Annotated in this window: 17 protein-coding genes; 13 read left to right on the top strand and 4 right to left on the bottom strand. The window is 70.9% G+C overall.

What is annotated here, in order from left to right; genetic code table 11:
* Nucleotides 1–7 precede the first annotated feature (7 nt).
* The 3 genes from OG948_RS51290 to OG948_RS51280 all read right to left on the bottom strand — a co-directional run bounded on the left by OG948_RS51290 (nucleotide 8) and on the right by OG948_RS51280 (nucleotide 2,596).
* Nucleotides 8–241 (bottom strand): hypothetical protein, encoded by a 234-nt coding sequence (locus tag OG948_RS51290; RefSeq protein WP_331771944.1) that lies wholly within the window; start codon nucleotides 239–241, stop codon nucleotides 8–10.
* Nucleotides 242–536: 295 nt separating this feature from the next.
* On the bottom strand, nucleotides 537–1,763 hold the full coding sequence (gene thrS, locus OG948_RS51285) for a threonine--tRNA ligase (RefSeq protein ID WP_331771943.1): 1,227 nt from the start codon (nucleotides 1,761–1,763) through the stop codon (nucleotides 537–539).
* A 242-nt stretch (nucleotides 1,764–2,005) separates the two neighbouring features.
* Nucleotides 2,006–2,596, bottom strand: a complete 591-nt coding sequence (locus tag OG948_RS51280) for an HAD family phosphatase (protein ID WP_331771942.1) — start codon at nucleotides 2,594–2,596, stop codon at nucleotides 2,006–2,008.
* A gap of 153 nt (nucleotides 2,597–2,749) precedes the next feature.
* Between OG948_RS51280 and OG948_RS51275 the strand changes: the two genes are divergently transcribed.
* Nucleotides 2,750–3,826: an amidinotransferase gene (locus tag OG948_RS51275; RefSeq protein WP_406300710.1), complete on the top strand. Its 1,077-nt coding sequence runs from the start codon at nucleotides 2,750–2,752 to the stop codon at nucleotides 3,824–3,826.
* A 116-nt stretch (nucleotides 3,827–3,942) separates the two neighbouring features.
* Here the strand turns inward: OG948_RS51275 and OG948_RS51270 are convergent, their stop codons facing one another.
* A complete protein-coding gene (locus tag OG948_RS51270; RefSeq protein ID WP_331771940.1) occupies nucleotides 3,943–4,866 on the bottom strand; it encodes a LysR family transcriptional regulator in 924 nt (307 codons plus the stop codon).
* Between the two features lie 119 nt (nucleotides 4,867–4,985).
* Between OG948_RS51270 and OG948_RS51265 the strand changes: the two genes are divergently transcribed.
* The 12 genes from OG948_RS51265 (at nucleotide 4,986) to OG948_RS51210 (ending at nucleotide 21,386) form a co-directional block, all read left to right on the top strand.
* Complete coding sequence (locus OG948_RS51265) at nucleotides 4,986–5,825, top strand: NAD(P)H-binding protein (protein ID WP_331771939.1); 840 nt, start codon at nucleotides 4,986–4,988, stop codon at nucleotides 5,823–5,825.
* Between the two features lie 1,194 nt (nucleotides 5,826–7,019).
* Complete coding sequence (locus OG948_RS51260; protein WP_331771938.1) at nucleotides 7,020–8,372, top strand: SidA/IucD/PvdA family monooxygenase; 1,353 nt, start codon at nucleotides 7,020–7,022, stop codon at nucleotides 8,370–8,372.
* Nucleotides 8,369–9,559 carry an FAD-dependent oxidoreductase gene (locus tag OG948_RS51255; RefSeq protein WP_331771937.1) on the top strand — a complete coding sequence of 397 codons (1,191 nt, stop codon included), beginning with the start codon at nucleotides 8,369–8,371 and terminating at the stop codon, nucleotides 9,557–9,559. The genes OG948_RS51260 and OG948_RS51255 overlap by 4 nt, the downstream gene beginning before the upstream one ends.
* Nucleotides 9,556–11,874 (top strand): class I tRNA ligase family protein, encoded by a 2,319-nt coding sequence (locus OG948_RS51250; RefSeq protein WP_331771936.1) that lies wholly within the window; start codon nucleotides 9,556–9,558, stop codon nucleotides 11,872–11,874. Before OG948_RS51255 ends, OG948_RS51250 begins: the two co-directional genes overlap by 4 nt.
* Nucleotides 11,871–15,266 carry an amino acid adenylation domain-containing protein gene (locus OG948_RS51245; RefSeq protein ID WP_331771935.1) on the top strand — a complete coding sequence of 1,132 codons (3,396 nt, stop codon included), beginning with the start codon at nucleotides 11,871–11,873 and terminating at the stop codon, nucleotides 15,264–15,266. The genes OG948_RS51250 and OG948_RS51245 overlap by 4 nt, the downstream gene beginning before the upstream one ends.
* Nucleotides 15,263–16,813: an AMP-binding protein gene (locus OG948_RS51240; RefSeq protein WP_331771934.1), complete on the top strand. Its 1,551-nt coding sequence runs from the start codon at nucleotides 15,263–15,265 to the stop codon at nucleotides 16,811–16,813. The genes OG948_RS51245 and OG948_RS51240 overlap by 4 nt, the downstream gene beginning before the upstream one ends.
* A complete protein-coding gene (locus tag OG948_RS51235) occupies nucleotides 16,797–17,060 on the top strand; it encodes an acyl carrier protein (protein WP_331771933.1) in 264 nt (87 codons plus the stop codon). The genes OG948_RS51240 and OG948_RS51235 overlap by 17 nt, the downstream gene beginning before the upstream one ends.
* A 1-nt stretch (nucleotide 17,061) precedes the next feature.
* On the top strand, nucleotides 17,062–17,676 hold the full coding sequence (locus OG948_RS51230; RefSeq protein ID WP_331771932.1) for a GNAT family protein: 615 nt from the start codon (nucleotides 17,062–17,064) through the stop codon (nucleotides 17,674–17,676).
* Nucleotides 17,673–18,767: a C45 family peptidase gene (locus tag OG948_RS51225; RefSeq protein WP_331771931.1), complete on the top strand. Its 1,095-nt coding sequence runs from the start codon at nucleotides 17,673–17,675 to the stop codon at nucleotides 18,765–18,767. The genes OG948_RS51230 and OG948_RS51225 overlap by 4 nt, the downstream gene beginning before the upstream one ends.
* Nucleotides 18,764–19,558, top strand: coding sequence for an alpha/beta fold hydrolase (locus OG948_RS51220; RefSeq protein WP_331771930.1), 795 nt, complete (start codon nucleotides 18,764–18,766; stop codon nucleotides 19,556–19,558). Before OG948_RS51225 ends, OG948_RS51220 begins: the two co-directional genes overlap by 4 nt.
* Before the next feature lie 50 nt (nucleotides 19,559–19,608).
* Nucleotides 19,609–20,472, top strand: a complete 864-nt coding sequence (locus OG948_RS51215) for an isocitrate lyase/phosphoenolpyruvate mutase family protein (protein ID WP_331771929.1) — start codon at nucleotides 19,609–19,611, stop codon at nucleotides 20,470–20,472.
* On the top strand, nucleotides 20,469–21,386 hold the full coding sequence (locus OG948_RS51210; RefSeq protein ID WP_331771928.1) for a 3-oxoacyl-ACP synthase: 918 nt from the start codon (nucleotides 20,469–20,471) through the stop codon (nucleotides 21,384–21,386). The genes OG948_RS51215 and OG948_RS51210 overlap by 4 nt, the downstream gene beginning before the upstream one ends.

Here is a 21,386-nt window from a genome sequence, read left to right as displayed (position 1 = left end):
GCATTCGCTACATCAGGGCGATCAGATCGGGCGTCAGCGTCTCGGCGAAGGACGGAACCCGCTCCGCGGACCCGGCGGGCGCGTCGGATCGAATCGCGGTGGCCGGCGCCGGCGCGGCGGCCGTCAGGCTCAGCAGCGCCGCCGCCAGCACGGCCGCGGCTCTGGAGCGGCGCAGGCGGGGCCGGGTTCGACGCGAACCTCGTTCGGCGGGCGGGATCGGGCTCGACAGTCGGGTGCGCACCAGGTGGTCCGTTTCGTTCGGGAGCGGTGAACCCCACAGATACCGGCCACATTCCACGCGTACCCGGCGTTGCGCCACCGGTGGGCGTGTTCGCCCCACCGTCCCGCCCGACACCGGGCAACCGGAGCCGGTTTTCGCGCGGCCCCGAGCACGGGCGGGTCGAGCGTGTACACGCTGCCGGCGGGTCGCTCGTGTACGCGCTGCCGGCGGCTCGGTTCGAGGAGCCGGGCCGGCCCGTTCGGCCTCCCTGTCGGCCGAACGGGCGCGCGGCCCGACGGAACGGCGGCTGCGGGCGTTACACCGCCGCCTCGTCCCACAGTTCGCTCACGTGGGCGTCCACGAGGGCGCCCACGCGTGCGAGCACGCCCTCGGCGGGTTGCGGACCGATGCGGCGGCCGTCCCGCAGGCGTAGGGCGATGTGGTCGTTCGCGGCCTCCTTGCTGCCGATGACGGCCTGGTACGGGACGAGACGGGACTCGCGGATCCGCGCACCCAGGGTGCCGCGTTCGGGCTCGGCGATCTCGACCCGCAGTCCCACCTCCAGACAACGCCGGGCGAACGCCCGCGCGTTCGGGAGTTCGGTCGCCGAGATCGGGAGCACCACCAGTTGCACGGGCGCGAGCCACGCGGGGAAGGCGCCGCCGTGCTCTTCGATGAGGTGTGCGACGGCCCGCTCCACGCTGCCGATGATGCTGCGATGGATCATCACCGGTCGGTGCTTCGCGCCGTCCGCGCCCATGTAGTGCAGATCGAACCGCTCGGGCTGGTGGAAATCGATCTGGACGGTGGACAGGGTGGACTCGCGCCCGGCCGGGTCGACCACCTGGACGTCGATCTTGGGGCCGTAGAAGGCGGCCTCGCCCTCGACCGCCTCGTACGCGAGCCCCGAGCCGTCGAGCACGTCGGTCAGCAGCGCGACGGACCGCGCCCACATCTCGGGCGCGGCCACATACTTGCCTCCCGTACCCGGCAGCGAGAGTCGATATCGCGCCGCGCCGATGCCGAGCGCCCGGTACGCGCGAGCGATCATCTCCAGGGCTGCCCGCGCCTCCTCGGCGACCTGGTCCAGGGTGCAGAAGATGTGCGCGTCGTTGAGCTGAATGGCCCGGACCCGGGTCAGCCCGCCGAGCACGCCGGACGGCTCGGACCGGTACATGCCGCCCAACTCGGCCATACGCAGCGGCAGTTCACGGTAGCTGCGGCCGCGGGAGCGATAGATCACCGCGTGATGCGGACACAGGCTCGGCCGCAGCACCACCTGCTCGCCGCCCACGTCCATCGGCGGGAACATGTCGTCGCTGTAGTGCGACCAGTGGCCCGAGATCTCGTACAGCTCCCGCTTGCCCAGCACCGGCGAGTACACGTGCCGGTAGCCCGCCCGCCGTTCGGCGTCGCGGATGTACTCCTCCAAGGCGTGCCGTACGGCGGCGCCGTCGGGCAGCCAGTACGGCAGTCCCGCGCCGATCAGCGGGTCGGTGTCGAACAGCTCCAGCTCACGGCCGAGTCTGCGGTGGTCGTGCATGGGGTCTCCTCGCGTTCATCGGGCGAGTGACCGCAAGACAAAGCCCCGGGGCACTCGCCCCGGGGCTTCGACCAAGAACTTCGTCAGCGCGCCGGGACACTCTCCGGCGTCGTCGTCATCATGTGGGCGCGCTTCATGCCATCGACGCTAGCAAACGCGCCGCGCTACCGCGATCACATTTCGCCGGAGCCGCGCCGAAGCCCCTCCCCGCGGAGCGACCCTCACCGCGCCCGGCGCGTCGCTCACCTCAGACGAGGATCCGGAATCCGTACGGACGCCATGCCCGCCGCCGTCGCCGCCTGGATGCCCATCTCCGTGTCCTCGAAGACCAGACAATCCTCCGGCGGCACGTCGAGGTGCTCGGCCGCCCGGAGATACCCCTCGGGGTCGGGCTTGGCCCTCGTGTAGTCGCCGGCGCACACCAGTACGTCGAACCTGTCGAGCAGACCCAGTGCGGTCAGCGACGCCGTGACGGAGTCGCGGGTGCTGCCGGACACGACGGCCATCGGTATACGCCCGGCGGCGTGTTCGATGTGCGCCAGGACGCCCGGTACGACGGTCACTTGCGGGAGGTACTCGCGGAAGAGGAGCTCCCGTCGATGCGCGACGGCCTCCACCGGCATGGCCAGTCCCTGGTCCTCGTTGAGCGACGTGATGATGTCCGCCACCGTTCGCCCGCCCCAGGCGTAGAACAGATCCTCGGGGAACACGCAGCCCCACTCGTCCAGGGCCTGCTTCCAGGCCCGGTGGTGCAGCGGCATCGAGTCGGCGATGGTGCCGTCGCAGTCGAACAGGTAGGCACGGAAATCGCCGGGCGGCACGGAAAGGATCATCGCGTCAGCGTATGGCCCCGCACCCGAGCACCCGCGTCACCGTATGGCCCCGCACCCGAGCACCGGCCCGCCGGCAGCGTGTGGACGACTTCGACTGATCCGTGTGGCCCCGCCCGGGATGCCCGGAACACGGGTCTCGGTCACGATCGGGACATGCGCCATCACCCGCCGACCGGTGAACGAACCACTCGACGCTCCCCTGGACCCGCGATCCCGGTGTGCTCGGACAACGAGTGGGATCCGCTGGAGGAATGTGTGGTCGGCACCGCCCGACGATCGATGTTCCCGGCCGAGGACGAGCGCATGATCCGCGCCACCATGCCCCGTGAGCACTGGCACCGGTTCGTCGCCGGGAATCCGTTCCCGGCCGACATCGTCGACAACGCCGAGCGCGAACTCGACGGGCTGAGCGCCCTGCTGGAGAGTCGCGGCGTACGCGTCCGCCGTCCCCGCCCGGTGGACTGGACGGAGCTCGGTGGCTACACCGCCGCGATGCCCCGGGACGGATTCCTGGTGGTGGGCGATCGCATCGTCGAAGCACCCATGGCCTGGCGCAGCCGACGCGACGAGTTGTCCGCCTACCTGCCCCTGATCCGTGAGTACCGCCAGGACGGGGCGACCTGGCTGCCCTCGGGTGTCTCCCACGACAGTGCCTGCCTGTTGGAGGGTACGGCGAGCCCCGACGGCGACTGGGCGATCAACGACTCGCGGCCCGCGTGGGATGCGGCCGACTTCCTGCGCCTGGGCGAGGGAATCGTCGTCGGCCAACTCAGCCATGTGACCAACCGCTCCGGAGTCGAGCACCTGAGGGAGCGCCTCGGGCCCGGGTATCGCGTCCACCTGCTGGAACCGGACGACCCGCACGCGATGCACATCGACGCCAGTCTGTGTCCGCTCACGGAAGGTCTGGCCCTGTACAACCCGGACCGCCTCACCCCGCGCCGGCTGCGGCACACTCCCCTGCACGACTGGCGGTTGGTACCCGCACCGGTGCCGAAGCACCGCACCTGGCCGCCGTTGTACATGACCAGCCCCTGGATCAGCATGAACCTGCTCGTCCTCGGGCCGGAACACGTGCTGGTGGAAGCCGAGGACGACGACATGTGCGCACTGCTCGAAGAGTTGGGCTACCGGCCGCTCCGCTGTCCCTTCCGGCACGTGCAGAGCCTGGGCGGTTCGTTCCACTGTGCCACGCTCGACATCCGTCGCCGCGGCGACCGGCCCGGGTGACGGCGCGCCCACCGCCTCGACGCACCGAGCGTCTGCCTCCGCATCCGCGTCCGCGTCCGTCGCCGCGCCGACCGCCGGCGCCGGCCGTCCGCCCGACCGCTCGATGTCCCCGAGGGTCAAAGCGCTCCCGCGGCCGCTCCCCGGGCGCGTCGCGACGGTGTGCGCACGGCGACGGCCTTGGCGTTGAAGGCTCGGATGCGGGCGGTCTCGTGCGAGGCGCGCCACACGAAACCCCATTCGATGGGCGGGGCGTCGCAGATGGGCACGTAGGTCACGTCGGGGCGGGTGTAGAAGCGGATCACCTGGCCGCCGACGGTGAACGCGCCCTCGTCGGCCGCGATCAGGGCCAGGGCTTCCTGGAACGAGGCCACCCGCGGCCCGTGCGCGATCGGCCGGCCCTGTGGCGTCGCGGCCGGGACCCGGTCGTCGGCGATGGCGGCGGGGGCGTTGGCGGGCATGCGCAGCAGGGTGACGCGGGCCAGGTCCTCCAGGCGGATCTCCGACCGGGCGGCCAGTCGGTGCCGCGCGGAGACGGCCAGGTATCGGGGCTCGCTCCACAGCGCGGGCCCGGCGACCATGTCCGGCTCCGTGACCGGTCGGGTGTTGAGCACCATCTCCGTGCGGTGCTCGCGCAGTTCCGTGAAGCAGTTGTCCATCTGGAGTTCGTGCACGATGACGTCGCCGGTCGGGTGCTCGGCGCGATAGGCGCGGGCCGTCTCCAGGACGAGCGCGCCGGCCGCGGCGCCGAGAAAGCCGACCCGCAGCGGGCCCTCGAAGCCGCGAGCGGCCATGATCGCGCGTTCCAATGCCCTTTGCACCTGCTCGTGGCCGGGGCGCAGGTCGTCGTGGAACAGGGTGCCGATCGTGGTGAGCGTCACCAACCGACTCGTACGGTCGAACAGGGCTGCCCCGACCCGGCGTTCGAGCTTGCGGATGATCTGGCTGACCCGCCCCGTGGACACGCCCAATCGCTCCGCCGAACGACCGAAGTGCAGTTCCTCGGCGACCGTCAGGAATGCCTCGATCTCGTACGTCTCCACGCAGGCCCCCGCCCGATCGTTGAATCCTGCTCAACGATAGTTGATCATGACGGCGTTGTTCCCGTCCGGCGGCTGAACGATCTTTGAGGAACACATTCACGATGCCGAACGGACACGACATGACGGTGAATTCGAACAAGATCCTGGTACTGGGCGGGACCGGCAAGACCGGTCGCCGGATCGTGGACCTGCTCCGCGCGCGCGACGCCGACGTACGGGTGGGCTCGCGCGGGGCCGACCCGGGGTTCGACTGGGAGGACCCGGCGACGTGGGCACCCGCGTTGCGGGACGTGGACAAGGTCTACGTGTCGTTCTTCCCGGACCTGGCGGTACCCGGGGCCCCGGCGGCGATCCGGGCCTTCACCGAGGCGGCGGCGAGCGCGGGCGTACGGCACCTGGTGCTGTTGTCCGGGCGCGGCGAGGAGGAGGCCCAGGTGTGTGAAGGCGTCGTGGCCGATTCGGGAATCGCCTGGACCGTGGTGCGCGCGAGCTGGTTCAGCCAGAACTTCAGCGAGGGTTACCTGGTCGGGCCGGTCCTGGAAGGACAGGTCGTGCTGCCCGTCGGCGACGTGGGGGAACCCTTCGTCGACGCGGAGGACATCGCCGAGGTCGCCGTCGCCGCGCTCACCGAGGACGGGCACCACGGGCAGACGTACGAGCTGACCGGGCCGCGCCTGCTCACCTTCGCCGGCGCGGTCGCGGAGATCGCCGCCGCCACCGGACGCCGCGTCGACTTCGCGACCGTGGGCGCGGACGAGTACGCCAAGGCACTCGAGGAGGCCGGCCTGCCCGCCGGCGACGTCGACTTCCTCATCTACCTCTTCACCACCGTGCTCGACGGCCGCAACGCACGCGTCGAGGACGGCGTCCGCCGGGTCCTCGGCCGCGCACCGCGCGACTTCGCGGACTACGCACGCGCCACGGCCGCCACCGGAGCCTGGAACCCGGAAACCTCGTGACCGGCCGGCCGACCTCGGAGCCGGCGACCACACGGCGCGGCTGAACCTTCGGCCCGTTCGCCGGGTCGCCGACTCGCCGATACTCGGTGACGTCGGGACCCCCGGCGCACCACACCACGACAACCGCGCCCGGATCCGGCACGCAAGAGCGCCGGCACCGACCACGGAATAGGGCAACCTCGACGACCGCGGACCCGGGTCGGCGGCAGGGACGGGCACGAAGCCCGGCCCGGCCGCCCGGCCCGGGTCGTACGCGTGCCCCCGCGCACCCCACGCAGTCGCGCCCCGCCCGGCCCCCGGCCCGTGCGGGACCTCGTCGTCCCGCCGGTCGCGACCCGCGTCGGTGGATGTGGGCCGCGGGTCGAAGCCGGGCCCGTCGATGCGGTGACGGAGACGGCAATTCGAGGAGCATGATCGGAGCGTGCGGCCGCAAAATCGGAGGTTCCGCTTCCTTGAGATTGTCAACGATATGCGGTGGGGTCATGGCCGGAAAATGCGTGGGTGGATCCGGTCGGGCGGGGAAGATCGATCTCGTCCACGATCTCGTCCATGTGCGGCTCGCCTCGCGCGCGGTCGGCCGATATCCAAGGTAAAGCGCCTGATCAATGGCACCTCGGCAGTTGTCAAAGATTGGGGAACCGGAATACGATCTTCGCGTTTCCCGTCCGCCGGCAGGTAATCGATCTTTCCCGGAGGGTCGCCGCGACGCACTAGCCAAGCCGCCGGCGCTGCTATAGAGTCTATCTCGGTCATCAGCCCGCGCGGACTCGCGCGAAAAGATTTGATGACGCGACTCTTCGGTCAAACCAAAGTGAATAGCTGAGTAATAGCCGTTCCGAAGCTTCTCCGCGGAGTCGGTACCCCTTCCTCCAGTCGTCACCGACTAAACGGACGGACCGGGACCGAAACTCCGTGACCTGCCTGCCGTGCTCGAAATCGAGATTAAGCGGGCAGGGAATCTCGTGTGCCTGAAATCCGACCACCTGTCGCCGCCCGGCGTGCGCGCGGACAACCGTTCGACTTCCGCAGCGCGTGGCGGCCAACCTCCGAGAAGCATCTGTCGTGAAGCTCCGCGTGGGCCGGTTCCCGGCGCACCGGGGCTGTTCCCCGGTTGTGTCGCGAGTTACGCGCGTTGCGCTGGGGGATTTCGCCGGATGACCAGTCCTGCGCGAGTGCTGGGAGTGTCGTCGAGCCGTGGGGAAATCAGTCGAAAACCGTATTCCGGAAAAAAACGAACCCCAGTCGGCGCAGTACCGCTGTGTCGGCATCGGAGTCGGTCCTGCCAACCTGAGCCTGGCGTCGCTGCTGCACGGGCGCTCGGAGACGCCGAATCTCTTTCTCGACCAGAAAGAGCAGTTCGGCTGGCACGACAATCAGCAGATACCCGGCGCGTCGTTACAGGTGTCACTGCTCAAGGATCTCGTCATCCTCTCCGACCCGACGAACGGGTTTTCCTTCCTCTCGTACCTGCACGAACAGGGGAAGATCTACCACTTCATCAACGCTCAGTACGAGGCGGTTCCTCGTCGGGAATTCAGGAATTATCTGGAGTGGGCGAGTCGGCGCAACGAGAACATCGTGTTCGGTGAAAAAGTGGTCTCCGTTGAATTCGACGACGCGGATGATTCATTCGTCGTGCACACCAGTCGCCGCACCGTGACCGCGGACAACATCTGCGTCGGCGTCGGCACCAGACCCTGGGTTCCGGAACAGGCTCGGGACAAGCTCGGCGACACCCAGTTCCACGTCTCCGACTTCATCGACGGAACGCGCGCGGGACTCGTCGGCAAGAGAGTGGCCGTGGTCGGTGGCGGCCAGTCCGGAGCGGAGGCGTTCCTGGATCTGATATCACGGACGCCGAAGGAATTACCCCGGCGGGTGACCTGGATATCGCGGCGCGGGAACTACTTTCCCATCGACGACTCGCCGTTCACGAACGAGTACTACATGCCGAGCTACTCCGAGTACTTCTCCGGCCTGGACAAGGCGGTGCGCGAGTCGCTCAACAATCGCAACGTGCTGAGCAGCGACGGCATCTCGGAATCGACGCTGCGCGAGATCTACCAGCGCTGCTACGAGCACCGCTTCATCGACGGGGCGCAGGATCTGCTGGCGTTGCTTCCCAATCGTGGCGTCACCGACGTGAGCGCGAACGAGTCCGGCGGGTGGACCATCAAGATGGGCCACAACGACCGACCGGGTGTGGTCGAGCACGTGGATGTGGACACCATTGTGTGGGCCACCGGATTTCGTCCGGCGTCGACGGATTTCCTCGCGCCGATCGAAAGCCGCCTGGAACGCGAGGGCGACGAGTACCGCATCGACCGGGACTTCGCCGTGCAGTGGGACGGCCCCCGCGATCGCCTGATCTTCATGCAGAACGCGGCACGTGGCCAGCGCGGACTGGCGGATCCCAATCTGAGCCTGACCGCCTGGCGCAGCCGGCGCATCCTCGACCGGCTGCTGGGCGTGGGCTCCGACGAACAACTGCCGTCGTTCGTGGAGTGGTCCGCCAAGCCGCCCGTCGACGAACTGGACGCTTTGTGAGCCCGGAACGCACCGATGTGGCCGTCGTCGGCGCGGGAATCGTCGGGTGCCTGGTCGCCCGGGAGATCACCGCACGCGCGCCGGAGGCGTCCGTCGTACTCCTGGACCGGGACACCGTCGGCGCGGGCGCGAGCCGACGGTCGGCGGGACTGCACTGTCCGCGCGGCGCGACGGAGCGGGTCCGGCACATGACGGCGTACAGCCAGGACTATTACGCCCGGCTCAAGCACCGCGCCCCGGAGCTGCCCATCCACGCGGTACCGATGTCGGTGGTCGCCTCACCCGCGAACGCGGCGCGAGTGCGCGAGATCTACCTCGACAGCGCCGAGTTGACCCGCATCGACACCGTGACCGGCAGTCCCGCCCCGTGCGATCCCTCCGGCGCCCCACCCGGGCAGGATCCGTCCGAGCAGGATCCGTCCGGGCCTCCCGACCTCCGCCTTCCCGAGGACGCGCGGATCTGGAACTGTCGAGGCGCCCAGTACGCCGACGTGTACGCCCTGGTCCACGACCTCGCCCGCGAGCTCCGTCCCCGGGTCACCCTGCGCGAGGGCGTCCATGTGGACGCGGTCCGCGCCCTCACCCACGCGAGCCCGGGCCGCGACACGAGCGTGAGCGGTGTCGAACTCACCCTCGGCACCGGCGAGACGCTGACCGCGGATCGGGTCGTCCTGGCTCCGGGACCGTGGCTCGCCGAGCCCGCGTGGCGGGAGTTGCTCGCCCCGCTGGGCGCCCGGGTCAAGAAGATCGTCGCGCTGCACATCGAGCGGGTCCCGACCCGCGCCGACCGGGCCGTCGTCTTCCAGGACGAGGACGCCTTCCTGTTGCCCCTGCACGCCTCGGGGCACTGGCTGTTCAGCTACACCTGCACGACCTGGGACGTCGATCCCGACGACCTGGTCGACGGGCTGTCCGCGGACGACGTCGACCAGGCGCGCGCGAGCCTGCGCCGCTACGCCCCCGAACTGGCCGAACGCTGCGTCTCGGGCCGGGTGTTCTGTGACGCGTACAGCCCCACCGGAGAACCGCAGGTACGGGCGCTCGGCGAGGGGCGCGTCGTCTTCGCCGGCACCGCCAACGGTTCCGGGTATCGGCTCGCCCCGGCGATCGCGGCGGAGGCCGCGGACCTGCTGGACCTGTCCTCGATTCCTCCGCACGCGTGGGAGAAGCAAAGGAGTCTGTCGTGAAGATCAGCACCTACCGCCCCGACGCCCCCCGCGCCGCCGACGGCGTCGCCGTGGCCGCCGTCGAGGCGGGCTCCGCGACGCGACTGGGTGTCGGCGCGACCTGGGTCGGCATCGCCCCCGGCACGCGTTCGCAGGCGCACCAGCACGACGAGACCGAGACCTGGGTGTTCGTCTCCGGAACCGGGGAACTGACCGTGGACGCCGAGCGCCATCCGGTATCCGCCTCCACCGTCGTGCAGTTCGAACCGTTCGAGACGCACTCGGTGGAGAACACGGGCGACACCGACCTGCTGTTCGTCAGCTTCTACTGGCGCGACGGCGAACGAGCGGTACACGCCGCCGACGACACCGGACACCGCGGGTTCGGCAAGCGTCCCGTGTTCGTCTTCTCCTCCGCACCCACCCCCAACGGCGACCTGCACCTGGGGCACCTATCCGGGCCGTTCTTCGGCGCCGACGTGTTCGTCCGGCACCAGCGCATGCTCGGCGCCGACGCGTGGCACATCACCGGCAGCGACGACTACCAGAACTACGTCGTGGCCGCCGCCCGCCGGGAGGGCCGCACCCCGGCGCAGACCGCCGCGCACTACAGCGCCGAGATCCTGGCCACGCTGAAGCTGATGGACATCGACGTCCACCAGTACACCGCGACCAGCCGTGACGACGCCTACCCGGCCGCGCTGCGCACCTTCTTCTCCCGGCTGACCGCCTCGGGGACCGTGGCGCCGAGGGAGAGTGCCGCGCTGTTCGCCGCCGACACCGGCGAGTACCTGTACGAGTCGGGGGTCACCGGACGCTGCCCCGCGTGCGACGCCGACAGCGGCGGGAACGTCTGCGAGACGTGCCTGGAACCCAATGTGTGCACCGACCTGGTCGAGCCGCGTTCCGCCGCGTGCGACGCGCCACCGCGCGAGAGTCCGCTGGTGCGATACACCTTCCCGTTGCACGAGTTCGGGGAGGTGATCACCGACCACCACCGGCTCGGCCGCGTCCCGGCGGGGGTCAAGGAACTGGCCGAACGGCTGTCCCGCCGCGGGCGGTTGCACATCCCGGTCACGCACCCGGCCGAATGGGGCATCGCGCCCGCCGAATCCGACGTGCCGGGCCAGGTCGTCTGGTCGTGGCTGGACTACGCGTTCAGCATCCTCTACGGCATCGGGGCGCTCGGCCGCGACCTGGGCCGCGACTGGGACGCGGAGGCCCCCGGGGCCGACTGGAAGATCGTGCACTTCCTGGGTTCGGACGGCAGTTTCTTCCACCCGATGTTCATCCCGGCGCTGTACCGCGTCGCGCATCCGCGATGGCAGCCGGACATCGACTACAACATCAACGAGTTCTACCTGCTCGAGGACAGCAAGTTCTCCACCAGCCGCGGCCACGCGATCTGGGGCAAGGACGTGCTGAACCCGCGCACGGTCGACGCGATCCGCTTCTACCTGGCGCTGACCCGTCCCGAGGGCCGACGCACCAGCTTCTCCCCCGACGCGTACGAGGGCTTCGTCCGCGACACCCTGGTCGGCACGTGGCAGGCGTGGCTGAACGACCTGGGCGAGCGCGTCGCGAAGCGGTACGGCGGGGTGGCGCCCGACGCCGGCACCTGGCGGCCCGAGCACGCGGCCTTCCTGGCCCGGCTGGAGGCGCGCCGATCGGCGCTGACCGGAGCCCTCGGGCAGGACGGCTTCTCGCTCAACCGCGCGGCCGAACTGTTGGACGGCATCGTCACGGACGTCACCACCTTCGCCCGCCTCCAGGCCCCGGCCGCGGACGTGGCGGACTTCAAGGACGAGGCGCGCACGGTGGTCGCCCTCGAACTGGCCGCCGCCCGACTGCTGGCCACGTGCGGCGCGCCGGTGATGCCGAGGTTCGCGGACCGCCTGTCGACCGCGCTCGGCGTACCCGCTCCGACCCGGTGGCCCACCGGGATCGACCTGGTGCCCGCCGGAACCGCCGTCGACCTGGCCGGCCAGGTGTTCTTCGCCGACTCGGGAACAACCGCCCCGCCGCCCTCGAACCCGGCGTCCGAACAACCGTCTTCCGAGCAGCCGAGCCCGCCGCTGCTCCCCTGGTTCAGCGGCCTGGTGCGCGACCTCCTGCGCCTGCCCGCGGACGAGCCCGTGCGGGACCGGTCCCTGGTCCAGCTCGGCATGGAATCGTTGCAGGCCATCGCCCTGCAATACCAGCTCACCGAGCAGGTCGACGCCGACGTGCCCATCGAGGAGTTGCTCGGTGCCCGCACCGTCGCCGAACTGAGCGCGCTGATCGCCGAGGGCCTGGATCCGGACGACGTCGCCGCGCACACGGAGGTGCCGGCGTGAGTCACATCCGGGTTCTCCGCGAGATCGAGGCCAGGGGTCTGACCATCACGGCCGCCGGGGCCGACCTGCGCCTGCAGGGCCCCAGGGAGCGCATGGATCCCGATCTGCTGCGCCTGATCAAGGAACACAAGGCGGAGATCGTCGCCCATCTGGACGCGCCGGACGGCTTCGCGATGACCGACCTGCAACGCAGCTATCTGGTCGGACGGGGCGAGCACGTCGAGATGGGCAACGTGGCCAGCCACGTCTACCACGAGATCGAGGGCGTCTGGGACATCGACCGCCTGGAGGCGGCGCTGCGCGCGGTCGTGGCGCGCCACGGCGCGTTACGCACCCGCTTCACGCCCGACGGTCGACAGGTCCGAGAGCACGACGTCGATGTGCGCGTGGCACGCCTGGACATGCGCGGCGCGTCCGAGGAGGCACAGCACGAACATCTGCTCGCCGAGCGCGAGTCGCGCTCGCATCGCATCCTGCCCGCCGATCGCGCGCCGCTGCTGGTGGTCGACGTCACCGTGCTGGCGGACGACCGGATGGTGCTGCACGTCGACCACGACGGCCTGGTCATGGACGCCATCAGCATGTTCCTGTTCTTCCGCGACTGGCGGCACGCCTACGACGTGACGGCGGACGCGACGGCCGAGGCCGCCGAGGCGGCCGAAAAAGCGACCGGCGAGTCGGGCGCCGAGCACGCGGATCCGCCGGAGGAGGCGTCCTTCGAGGCGTACGTGGCCGCGTTGGAGGCCGCGCGCACCCGTGCCCCGGCCAAGCGCGCCCGCAAGTACTGGCTGGACCGGCTCGAGGGTCTCGCGCCCGCTCCGGACCTGCCGCTGCGCACGAGTCCCTCCTCGATCGTGGCACCGCGCTTCTCGGCGCACTTCGCGCGGCTGACCCGGTCGCAGTGGATCGCGCTCAAGGCCCGGGCGGCGACGGCCGGACTCACCCCCTCCGCACTGCTGTTCGCGATCTACGCGGACACCCTCGCGGCGTGGGGCGCCGGTTCGCGCTTCACGATCAACACCACGGTGGCGAACCGTCCGCCGATCCACCCGCGCATGTTCGAGGCCGTCGGCAACTTCTGCGAGACGATGCTCGTCGAGATCGAGGTGGACCGGCGAATTCCCTTCGTGGAGCGGGCGCGTGCGCTACAGGCCGGGCTGCGCCGGGGGTTGGACAACCGACACTTCACCGGCATCGAGGTGCTGCGCGAGGCGGGTCGGCGCGGCGGCGCGGCGCGCGGGCCGATGCCGTACACGTTCAACAGCGCGCTGGGCTACGCGCACGCCGACGTCGACGGCTCGGCCCTGGAGTTGTTCGGGGCGGAGGTGTACACCTCCAGCCAGACGCCGCAGGTGTGGCTGGATGTCTCCACGTTCGAGCAACACGGCGGCGTGGTGGTGCAGTTCGACAGCGTGGACGGGTTGTTCCCGGATGGTCTGGTGGCGGACCTGGTGTCCGGCTACCAGCGTCTGCTGGAGGCGCTCCTGGCCGAGCGGGCGTGGTCGGCGACCACGTTCGACCTGCTGCCCGAGGCGCAGCGCGAGCGCCGCCGGGCGGCCAACACGACGACGGTGACGCTGCCTTCGCCCGGGATGCTCACGGACGCGTTCCTGGCGCACGTGGAGCGCGCGCCGAACGCGCCCGCGGTGCTGACCGGCGCGGCGTCGTACAGCTACGCGCAGGTGTACGGGCACGCCGCGCACGCCGCCGCGTGGTTGCGCGCCCGCGACGTGTGCCCGGACGAGTTGGTCGGGCTGGTGATGCGCCGCGGGCCCGAGCAGATCGTCGGCATCCTCGCCACGATGCTCGCCGGGGCCGCGTACCTGCCCGTCGACGCCACGCTCCCGCGGGCGAGGCGGGCGTACATGCTGGGCAACGGCCGGGCGCGGGTGGTCCTGACCAACGACGCGGAGGCCGCCGGCGACGACACCGGGCGCGAGGTCCTGGTGCTCGACGCGAGCCGCCCGCTGCCGGCCGGCCCGGTGCCCGATCCGCGTCCGGTGCCCGGCGCGCAGGACGACGACCACCTGGCGTACGTGCTGTACACGTCAGGGACCACCGGCGAGCCCAAGGGTGTGATGGTCAGCCGCAGGAGCGTGGCCAACCTGGTCGCCGACTGCAACGCGCGGTTCGGCGTAGGGCCGGCGGACCGGTTCTTCGGGATCAGCGCCTTCAACTTCGACCTGTCCGTCTACGACGTCTTCGGCGCCCTGTGCTCGGGTGCGGCCGTGGTGTTGCCGGACGCGGACCGGGCGGCCGATCCCGCGCACTGGTTGCGGTTGTGCGGCGAGCGGGGCGTGAGCGTGTGGAACTCGGTTCCGGCGATCGTGTCGCTGCTGCGCGACCAGGCGGCGGAGGGCACGAACGCGCTGGACACGCTGCGGCTGGTGATGATGAGCGGCGACCGCATCCCGCCGACGTTGCCCCTGGACCTGCGCAAGCTCGGGTTGGACCCGCGGATCGTCTCGCTGGGCGGGCCGACGGAGACCACGATCTGGAACGTGTCGCACCCGATCGGCGAGGACGAGGACGGCTCGCGCAGCATCCCGTACGGCCGGCCGAACGCGAACAACCGGGCGTACGTGCTGGACGAGTACGGGTGCGACGTGCCCGACGGGGTCACCGGCGAGATCTGGGCCGCCGGGGTGGGCCTGGCACGCGGCTACTGGGGCGACCCGGAGTTGACCGCCGAGCGCTTCGTGATCGACCCGGAGCGGGGCGAACGCCTGTACCGGACCGGGGACCTGGGCCGCTATCTGCCGGACGGCGAGATCGACATCCTCGGCCGCGGCGACTTCCAGATCAAGGTGAACGGCTATCGCATCGAGGCCGGCGAGGTGGAGACCCGCCTGGTCGCGTTGCCCGCCGTGGAGCGTGCGGTGGTCTCCCGACAGGGCGGCGCGCAAGGCGATCGGCTGGTCGCCCATCTCGTGCCCGCCGGCGACGAGCGTCCGGACGTGGAGGCGCTGCGCGCTGCGCTGCGCGAGCATCTTCCGCAGTACATGATCCCGGCCGGGGTGTACTGGCACGCCGCGCTGCCGCTGACCCGCAACGGCAAGGTCGACCGGGTCAGGCTCGCGGAAGCCGCCGAATCCGCCGCGCCGTCCGCGTCCGCGCCCACCGCCGCCGACTCGGAACTGGAGCTCGTGGTCGCCGGGTTGTGGGCCAAGCCGCTGCGCGTCGCGGACGTGGACCTGGACGTCACCCGCCCGCTGTACGACCTGGGCGGCGACTCGCTGGTGGCCGCGCGCATCCTGGCCGGGGTGCGCAAGCGTTTCGGCCTGACGATCACGCTGGACCGGCTGCCGGAGGTGGACACGGTACGCACGATGGCCGGGCACATCGAGCGCGGCCTGGCCGAGCGCGGCGGGGCGGGGGCGAACGCGACATGAGCGACTCGGTGATCAACCACATCGTCTCCCGGGCTCCCGCCCCCGGCTCGCACATCTCCTTCTTCCGGCTCGGCGGGATCCGGACGATGGAGCTGACCGAATTGCACGTACGCGCCGGGCGCCTCGCCGTGTGGTTGCGCGACCTGGGCATCGATCGGGGCGACCGGGTCGGCATCCTGGCCGCGAACCGTCTCGAGTGGGTGCTGCTGGATCTCGCGGCGATCCGCCTGGGTGCGGTGACGGTGGGCTTCGATCCGGCCAAGTTCGACACGGACACCGGTCTGCGCGAGCGCTACCGGTTGGGCGTGCTGTTCACCGACGGCCCGCCGCGGGCCCCGGGCAGCAGGGCCCTCGCGGAGGTCGACGCGGCGGCGGGCGCACCGGACGAGCGTCGCCTCCCGGAGCCGATCGTCTACTCGCCCGACGACGTGTTGTCGCTGAAGCTCACCTCGGGCAGTACCGGCGAGCCCAAGACGCTCACCGCGTCCGTCGGCAGCGTCGACGACGATCTGCGCGCGGTCCAGGAGATGTTCGGGCACGGCGGCGCGGACAATCTGCTCGTGTTCCTGCCGCTGTCGGTGCTCCAGCAGCGCTACTGGACGTATTCCGCGCTGCGTTGGGGCCACGACGTCACGATCAGCACCTACGAGGCGGCGTTCCCGGCGTTGCGCCGGATCCGGCCGACGGTGGTGATGGGGGTGCCGGGCTTCTTCGAGACGGCCAGGAAGCACATCGAGGCCCGGATGGGTGGTGCCGGCCTCGTCGGCGACGAGGCGACGGCGCGCCGCGGCGCCGCGCGGCAGTTGTTCGGCGACCGCATCCGCTATCTGTGGACCGGTTCGGCGCCGGCCTCGACCGGCACGCTGGCCTTCTTCGAGGAGGCCGGGTTGCCGATCTTCGAGGGCTACGGGCTCAACGAGACGTGCATCGTCACCAAGAACCACCCGGGCGCGCACCGGCGGGGCAGCGTGGGGCGCGTACTGCCGGGCAAACGGGTGTTGTTGGACGCCGAAGGGGTGATCCACGTGCAAGCCGAGCACCCGGTGTGCAGGGGCTACGAGCAGGCGCCGCCCGGGGTGTCCGAGCGGGTGTTCGCCGCGGACGGGACGGTGCGCACCAACGACATCGGCCATCTCGACGAGGATGGGTTCCTGTTCGTGCACGGTCGCGCCGACGACGTGATCGTGCTGGACAACGGCCGCAAGATCGTCGTCCGGCCGCTGGAGGAGCACATGAAGTCCAGCCCCGTGATCGAGGAGTGTGTGGTGTTCTGTCCGACGCAGACCCATCTGGTCGCGGTGGTCTCGCCCGCCGCGGATCCGGTCGGGCCCGCCGAGGAGCGCGCCATCGCCGAGCAGCTCGCGTGCACCAACGCCGCGTTCGGCCAGGACGAGCAGATCCGCGCGGTGGTGGTGGCCAGTCCTCGGTTCAGTGTCGAGAACGGGCTGCTCACCTCTCAGCTCAAGGCCAGGCGCGGGCGCATCCTCGACGCCTACCGTTCCCGGATCCACGACAACCAGGGAAGCATCCATGCAGTGCGAGATTGAGACGGTGGCCAGGCGGAACCTGGCCCAGGTGCTGGAATCCGGCGTCGCGCCCCAGGACATCGACCTGGACCAGGACATGGTCGGCACGTACGGGTTGACCTCGCTGAACAAGGTCCTGTTCCTGATGTCCGCCTGCGACGATGCCGGGGTGGACCTGGCCTGCTTCACCGAACCCGACGTGGCGGCCATGAGCACGCTGCGCGATGTGACCGAGGCGCTGTCGCGCCACGCCGGAAAGGTGGCTTGAGATGACCTGGGTGCAGACCGCGTCGACGACGCTGGAGAACGAGCACGTGCTGCTGCGGCCGATCGTCCCCGAGGATCGCGAGGCGGTGCGCAAACAGGCGATGGACCCCGAGATCTGGCGCTATTTCGTGCTGGTGATCGCCACCGACGCCGAGTTCGACGCGTTCTTCGACGCGGCCCTGGCCGATCAGGCCGCCGGTCGCCGCGTCGTCTACAACGTGATCGACAAGTCCGTGGATCGCACGGCGGGCAGCATGAGCTTCTGCGGCATCGCCGAGCCGGACGGGCGGCTGGAGATCGGCTGGTCGTGGCTGGGCGCCGAGTTCCGGGGCAAGGGCATCAACCGCTGGGCGAAGTTCCTCATGCTGGAGCACGCCTTCGAACGACTGAACGCCGAGCGCGTGGAGTTCAAGACCGACGTGCTCAACCTCCAGGCGCGCGCCGGACTGCGCAACATCGGAGCCACCGAGGAGGGTGTGCTGCGCAGCTTCAATCCGATGCCCGGCGGCAGGCGCCGCGACGCGATCTACTACAGCGTGCTGCGCGCCGAATGGCCTTCGGTGCGCGCGCAGTTGCTCACCGGTCCCAAGGTGACCCGACCGACGGGGAAGGCATGACCGGGGCCGGCCCGCGGGTGCCGGTGATGCGGGCTCGGGGCGACGCCTTCGAGTGCGGCCGACGGCACGGCGTCGAGCGCGCCGAGAGCCTGCGCGCCTTCCTCGACGACGGGCTGGCCCGGCTGAACCGGATCATCCCGGCCCCGGTGACGTGGGCGACGCTGAAGCCGACGCTGGATGCGTACCGGGTCGAGATCGAGACCCAGACGCCTTTGCTGGCCCAGGAGTTGCACGGGCTGGCCGAGGGCGCGGGGCTCGGTGCCGACGAGGCGCTGCTGTTGCAGATCCGGCGCGAGATCATGGGATACCAGCGCATACCGACCATGGGCGACTGCACGACGTACGCCGTCGGCGGCGCGGCCGGCCCGGTGCTGGCGCAGACCGTCGACCTCAACGGCGACCTGGACGACCAGATCTGCGTGCTGGACATCGCGCGGACCGGCTCGCCCCGCCGGGTCCTGGTGCTCGGCTTCGGTGGGCTCCTGGGCTACCTCGGGGTCAACAGCGACGGTCTCGCGGTCGGGCTCAACCTCGTGCTCGGCGGCCGGTGGCGACCGGGCCTGCCGCCCTACCTGGCCATCCGCCACCTGCTGGACAGCGCCCGCGACGTGGACGACGCGGTGCGGATCCTGCGTACCCTCAAGTTGGCGAGCTCGCGCAACCTGGTGTTGTGCGACGCCCGCAAGTCGGCGTGGGTGGAGATCCTCGGCGACGAGCTGCGGGTGAGCGAGTCCTCGACGAGCACGCACACCAACCACTTCCTGCACCCGGACTTCGTCGCGCACGACGAACTCAACGTCTTCGCCCGCAACTTCTCCCGGCAGCGGCTGGACGCCTGCCGTGCCCGCCTGAGCGAGTTGGCGCCCGAAGCGGGCGTCGAGGAGCACTTCGCGCTGCTGTCGCGCGCACCGATCCGGGTCGAGGGCAACGGCGACGTCCGCCGCGAGCGCACGGTGGCGGCCGTGGTGCTGCGGCCGGACCTGGGCGAACTGCACGTGCGGCCGGGCGATCCGGCGCTCCATCGCACCCACTCGTTCTCGCTGCGCGCTGCCGTGGCCCAGGGCGCCGCACCGGCGGAGGTGATCTCGTGAGCGTGTCCGTGGCCGGCGACGGCTGGTTCGTCACGCGCGACGGCGCCGCGGCACACACCCCGCGCGTGTACTGCTTCGCCCACGCGGGCGGCGACGCGCGTTCGTTCCTGTCCTGGCAGGAGGAGCTGGGCGACGAGGCCGAACTGGTCGCGGTGTGCCCGCCCGGCCGCGCGCATCGGGCACGGGAGGCCCGCCCCACGCTGGCGGAGTTCGCGCACGGCGCGGCCTCGGCGATCCGGGCCCGGGCCGAGGAGTCGGGCGCCGACGGCACGCGGCCGGTGTACCTGTTCGGGCACAGCCTGGGCAGCCTCGTCGCGTTCGAGACCGCGCGTCGGCTGCGCGATCTGCCCACGCTGCGCCGGTTGTTCGTCTCCGGCGTGTCGGCCCCCTCGCTGGCACCCTCGCAGCGCGTTCGCCATCTCGCGGCCCTGGAGGGCCGGGAGTTCGCCGAGGCGCTCCAGTTCTTCGAGGGTCTGCCCCCGGAGGTGATGGCCCAGGAGGAGGTGCTGGACCTGCTGCTGCCCGGCGTGATCGCGGACTTCCGGATGGCCGCCGGTTACGAGTACACCTCGGCCGCCCCGCTGGCGGTGGGCGTCACGCTCATCGCCGGCCGCGACGACCCCTACCTCTCCCCCGACAAGCTGGCGCTGTGGGACCGCGAGTGTGTGAGCCCGCCCGAGTGCCACTGGGTCGACGGCGGCCACTTCCACTTCCGCGACAAGGGCCCCTCGGCGGTGATCGACCTGCTGCTGAACGCCGTTCGGGCCGACCAACACATCGAAGTGATCTGACCCCGCAAGAACACGCTGAACGCATCGAAAGCGCATCGGAAGGAACGGCAATGCTGCTCGACCCGGCAGACCGGTACCGAAGGGGCCACGCCTTCAAGGAGGCGCACGAGAGCGAGCGGGCGTTCGTGGTGGCGAACGCGTGGGACGCGGGCAGCGCCCGCCTGCTGACGCAGCTCGGCTTCACCGCGCTGGCGACCACCAGCGCGGGCCTGGCCTTCGCGCTGGGCCACTCCGACGGCGTGAACCTGTTGGATCGCGAGCAGGCGCTGGACAACGCGCGCGCGATCGTGGCCGCGACGCCGCTGCCGGTCGGCGCCGACCTGGAGAGCTGTTACGGCACGTCCGGCGAGGAGATCGCCCACACGATCCGGCTGGCCGCCGACGCGGGCCTGGTGGGCGCCTCCATCGAGGACGCCACCGGCGACCCGGACGATCCGATCCTGCCGATCGAGGCGGCCGTGGAGCGGGTGACGGCGGCCGTCGAGGCGGCCCGGGCGCTGCCGTTCCCGTTCACGCTGACCGCGCGGGCGGAGAACTTCCTGTACGGCCGGGGCGATCTCAAGGACACCATCGTGCGGCTACAGGCCTACGAGGCCGCGGGCGCCGACGTGTTGTACGCGCCGTGTCTGCCGGACGTCGAGGCGATCCGCACCGTGTGCTCGGTGCTCGATCGGCCGGTCAACGTGCTCGCGGGGGTCGGCCCGGCGTTGTCGGTCGAGGAGTTGCGGGAGTGCGGCGCCCGGCGGATCAGCCTGGGCTCGGCGTTCGCCCGAGCCGCGCTGGGCGGCTTCCTGCGCGCCGCGCGCGAGGTGCGCGAGCACGGGACGTTCGCCTTCGTCGGGCAGGCCGTGCCCTACGCCGAGGTGAACGCGCTGATGTCCGAGCCGGCCGCCGAACCGGAGGAGGACTCGTGACCGGACCGTCCGCCCACCTGCACGGGCCGCGGTACGTCCTGGGCGAGTTCGAGGTCCCGCACACGAGCATCGCCAACCTGTCCGCGCGCGCCGCGGAGTTCAAGATGGCGCCGACGCCCGGCCTGTGGGGCTGGGGCGCCGTGCGACGGACCGAGCGAAGCCTGGAGGCGATCGCGGCGGAGAGCGCCGCCGCGACCCTGCGGGCCACGACGAGCGGCGCCGACGCGGTCGTGCTGTGCTCCACCCGGGTGCCCGGTCCCTCGGAGGGTCACGGCGCGTTCATGGAGACCTTCCTCGCCGAGTCGGGCCTGGGCGACGTCCCCTTCTACGGGCAGAACATGAACCGCTGCGTGAACCTGCTGGCCGCGATCGACACCGCGACCGCGTTCGTCCGCGCCGGCCGCCACCGGCGGGTGCTGGTGGTCACCACCGACAGCGCCGCGCACGAGGACGACCGGATGGCGAGCTACGCGCTGTTCAGCGACGGGGCGGCGAGTTGCCTGGTGGCGGCCGAGGGCGAGGTCGAGGGTGGCTACGAGATCCTCGCCTGCGCGAGCGCCCAGGACCCGGGCAGGCTGGCGCACGCCAACGAGATCAGCGCGGACCTGGCCCGCACGGTGAACGAGCGCCTGCTCACCCCCCTCGGGATGAAACCGGGCGACATCGCGGGGTTGATGCACGCGAACATCTTCAAGCCCGTGGTCGTGATGAAGGAACGGCAGGCCGGTTTCACCCCGGCCCAGCTCCATCTGGACAACATCACCCGGGTGGGCCATTGCTTCGCCGCCGATCCGTTGATCAACCTGGTCGACCGGGCCGAGGCGGGACACGTCGAACCGGGCCGGCACTACCTGCTGGCCGCCGGCGTTCCCGGTCAACGGATCGGAGTGCTGCTGCGCAGGGCCGCCGAATGA

The organism is Embleya sp. NBC_00888 (assembly GCF_045207655.1).
Lineage (GTDB): Bacteria > Actinomycetota > Actinomycetes > Streptomycetales > Streptomycetaceae > Embleya.
Note: the sequence above shows the minus strand (reverse complement) of the source record. Positions and strands in the feature narration are given on the sequence as shown.

Excerpts from the sequence above, each read along its gene's own strand:
- OG948_RS51215 (WP_331771929.1), top strand. The coding sequence starts at position 19,609 with ATGCTGCTCGACCCGGCAGACCGGTACCGAAGGGGCCACGCCTTCAAG.
- thrS (WP_331771943.1), bottom strand. The coding sequence starts at position 1,763 with ATGCACGACCACCGCAGACTCGGCCGTGAGCTGGAGCTGTTCGACACC.
- OG948_RS51265 (WP_331771939.1), top strand. The coding sequence starts at position 4,986 with ATGACGGTGAATTCGAACAAGATCCTGGTACTGGGCGGGACCGGCAAG.
- OG948_RS51225 (WP_331771931.1), top strand. The coding sequence starts at position 17,673 with ATGACCGGGGCCGGCCCGCGGGTGCCGGTGATGCGGGCTCGGGGCGAC.
- OG948_RS51240 (WP_331771934.1), top strand. The coding sequence starts at position 15,263 with ATGAGCGACTCGGTGATCAACCACATCGTCTCCCGGGCTCCCGCCCCC.
- OG948_RS51230 (WP_331771932.1), top strand. The coding sequence starts at position 17,062 with ATGACCTGGGTGCAGACCGCGTCGACGACGCTGGAGAACGAGCACGTG.
- OG948_RS51280 (WP_331771942.1), bottom strand. The coding sequence starts at position 2,596 with ATGATCCTTTCCGTGCCGCCCGGCGATTTCCGTGCCTACCTGTTCGAC.
- OG948_RS51235 (WP_331771933.1), top strand. The coding sequence starts at position 16,797 with ATGCAGTGCGAGATTGAGACGGTGGCCAGGCGGAACCTGGCCCAGGTG.
- OG948_RS51275 (WP_406300710.1), top strand. The coding sequence starts at position 2,750 with ATGCGCCATCACCCGCCGACCGGTGAACGAACCACTCGACGCTCCCCT.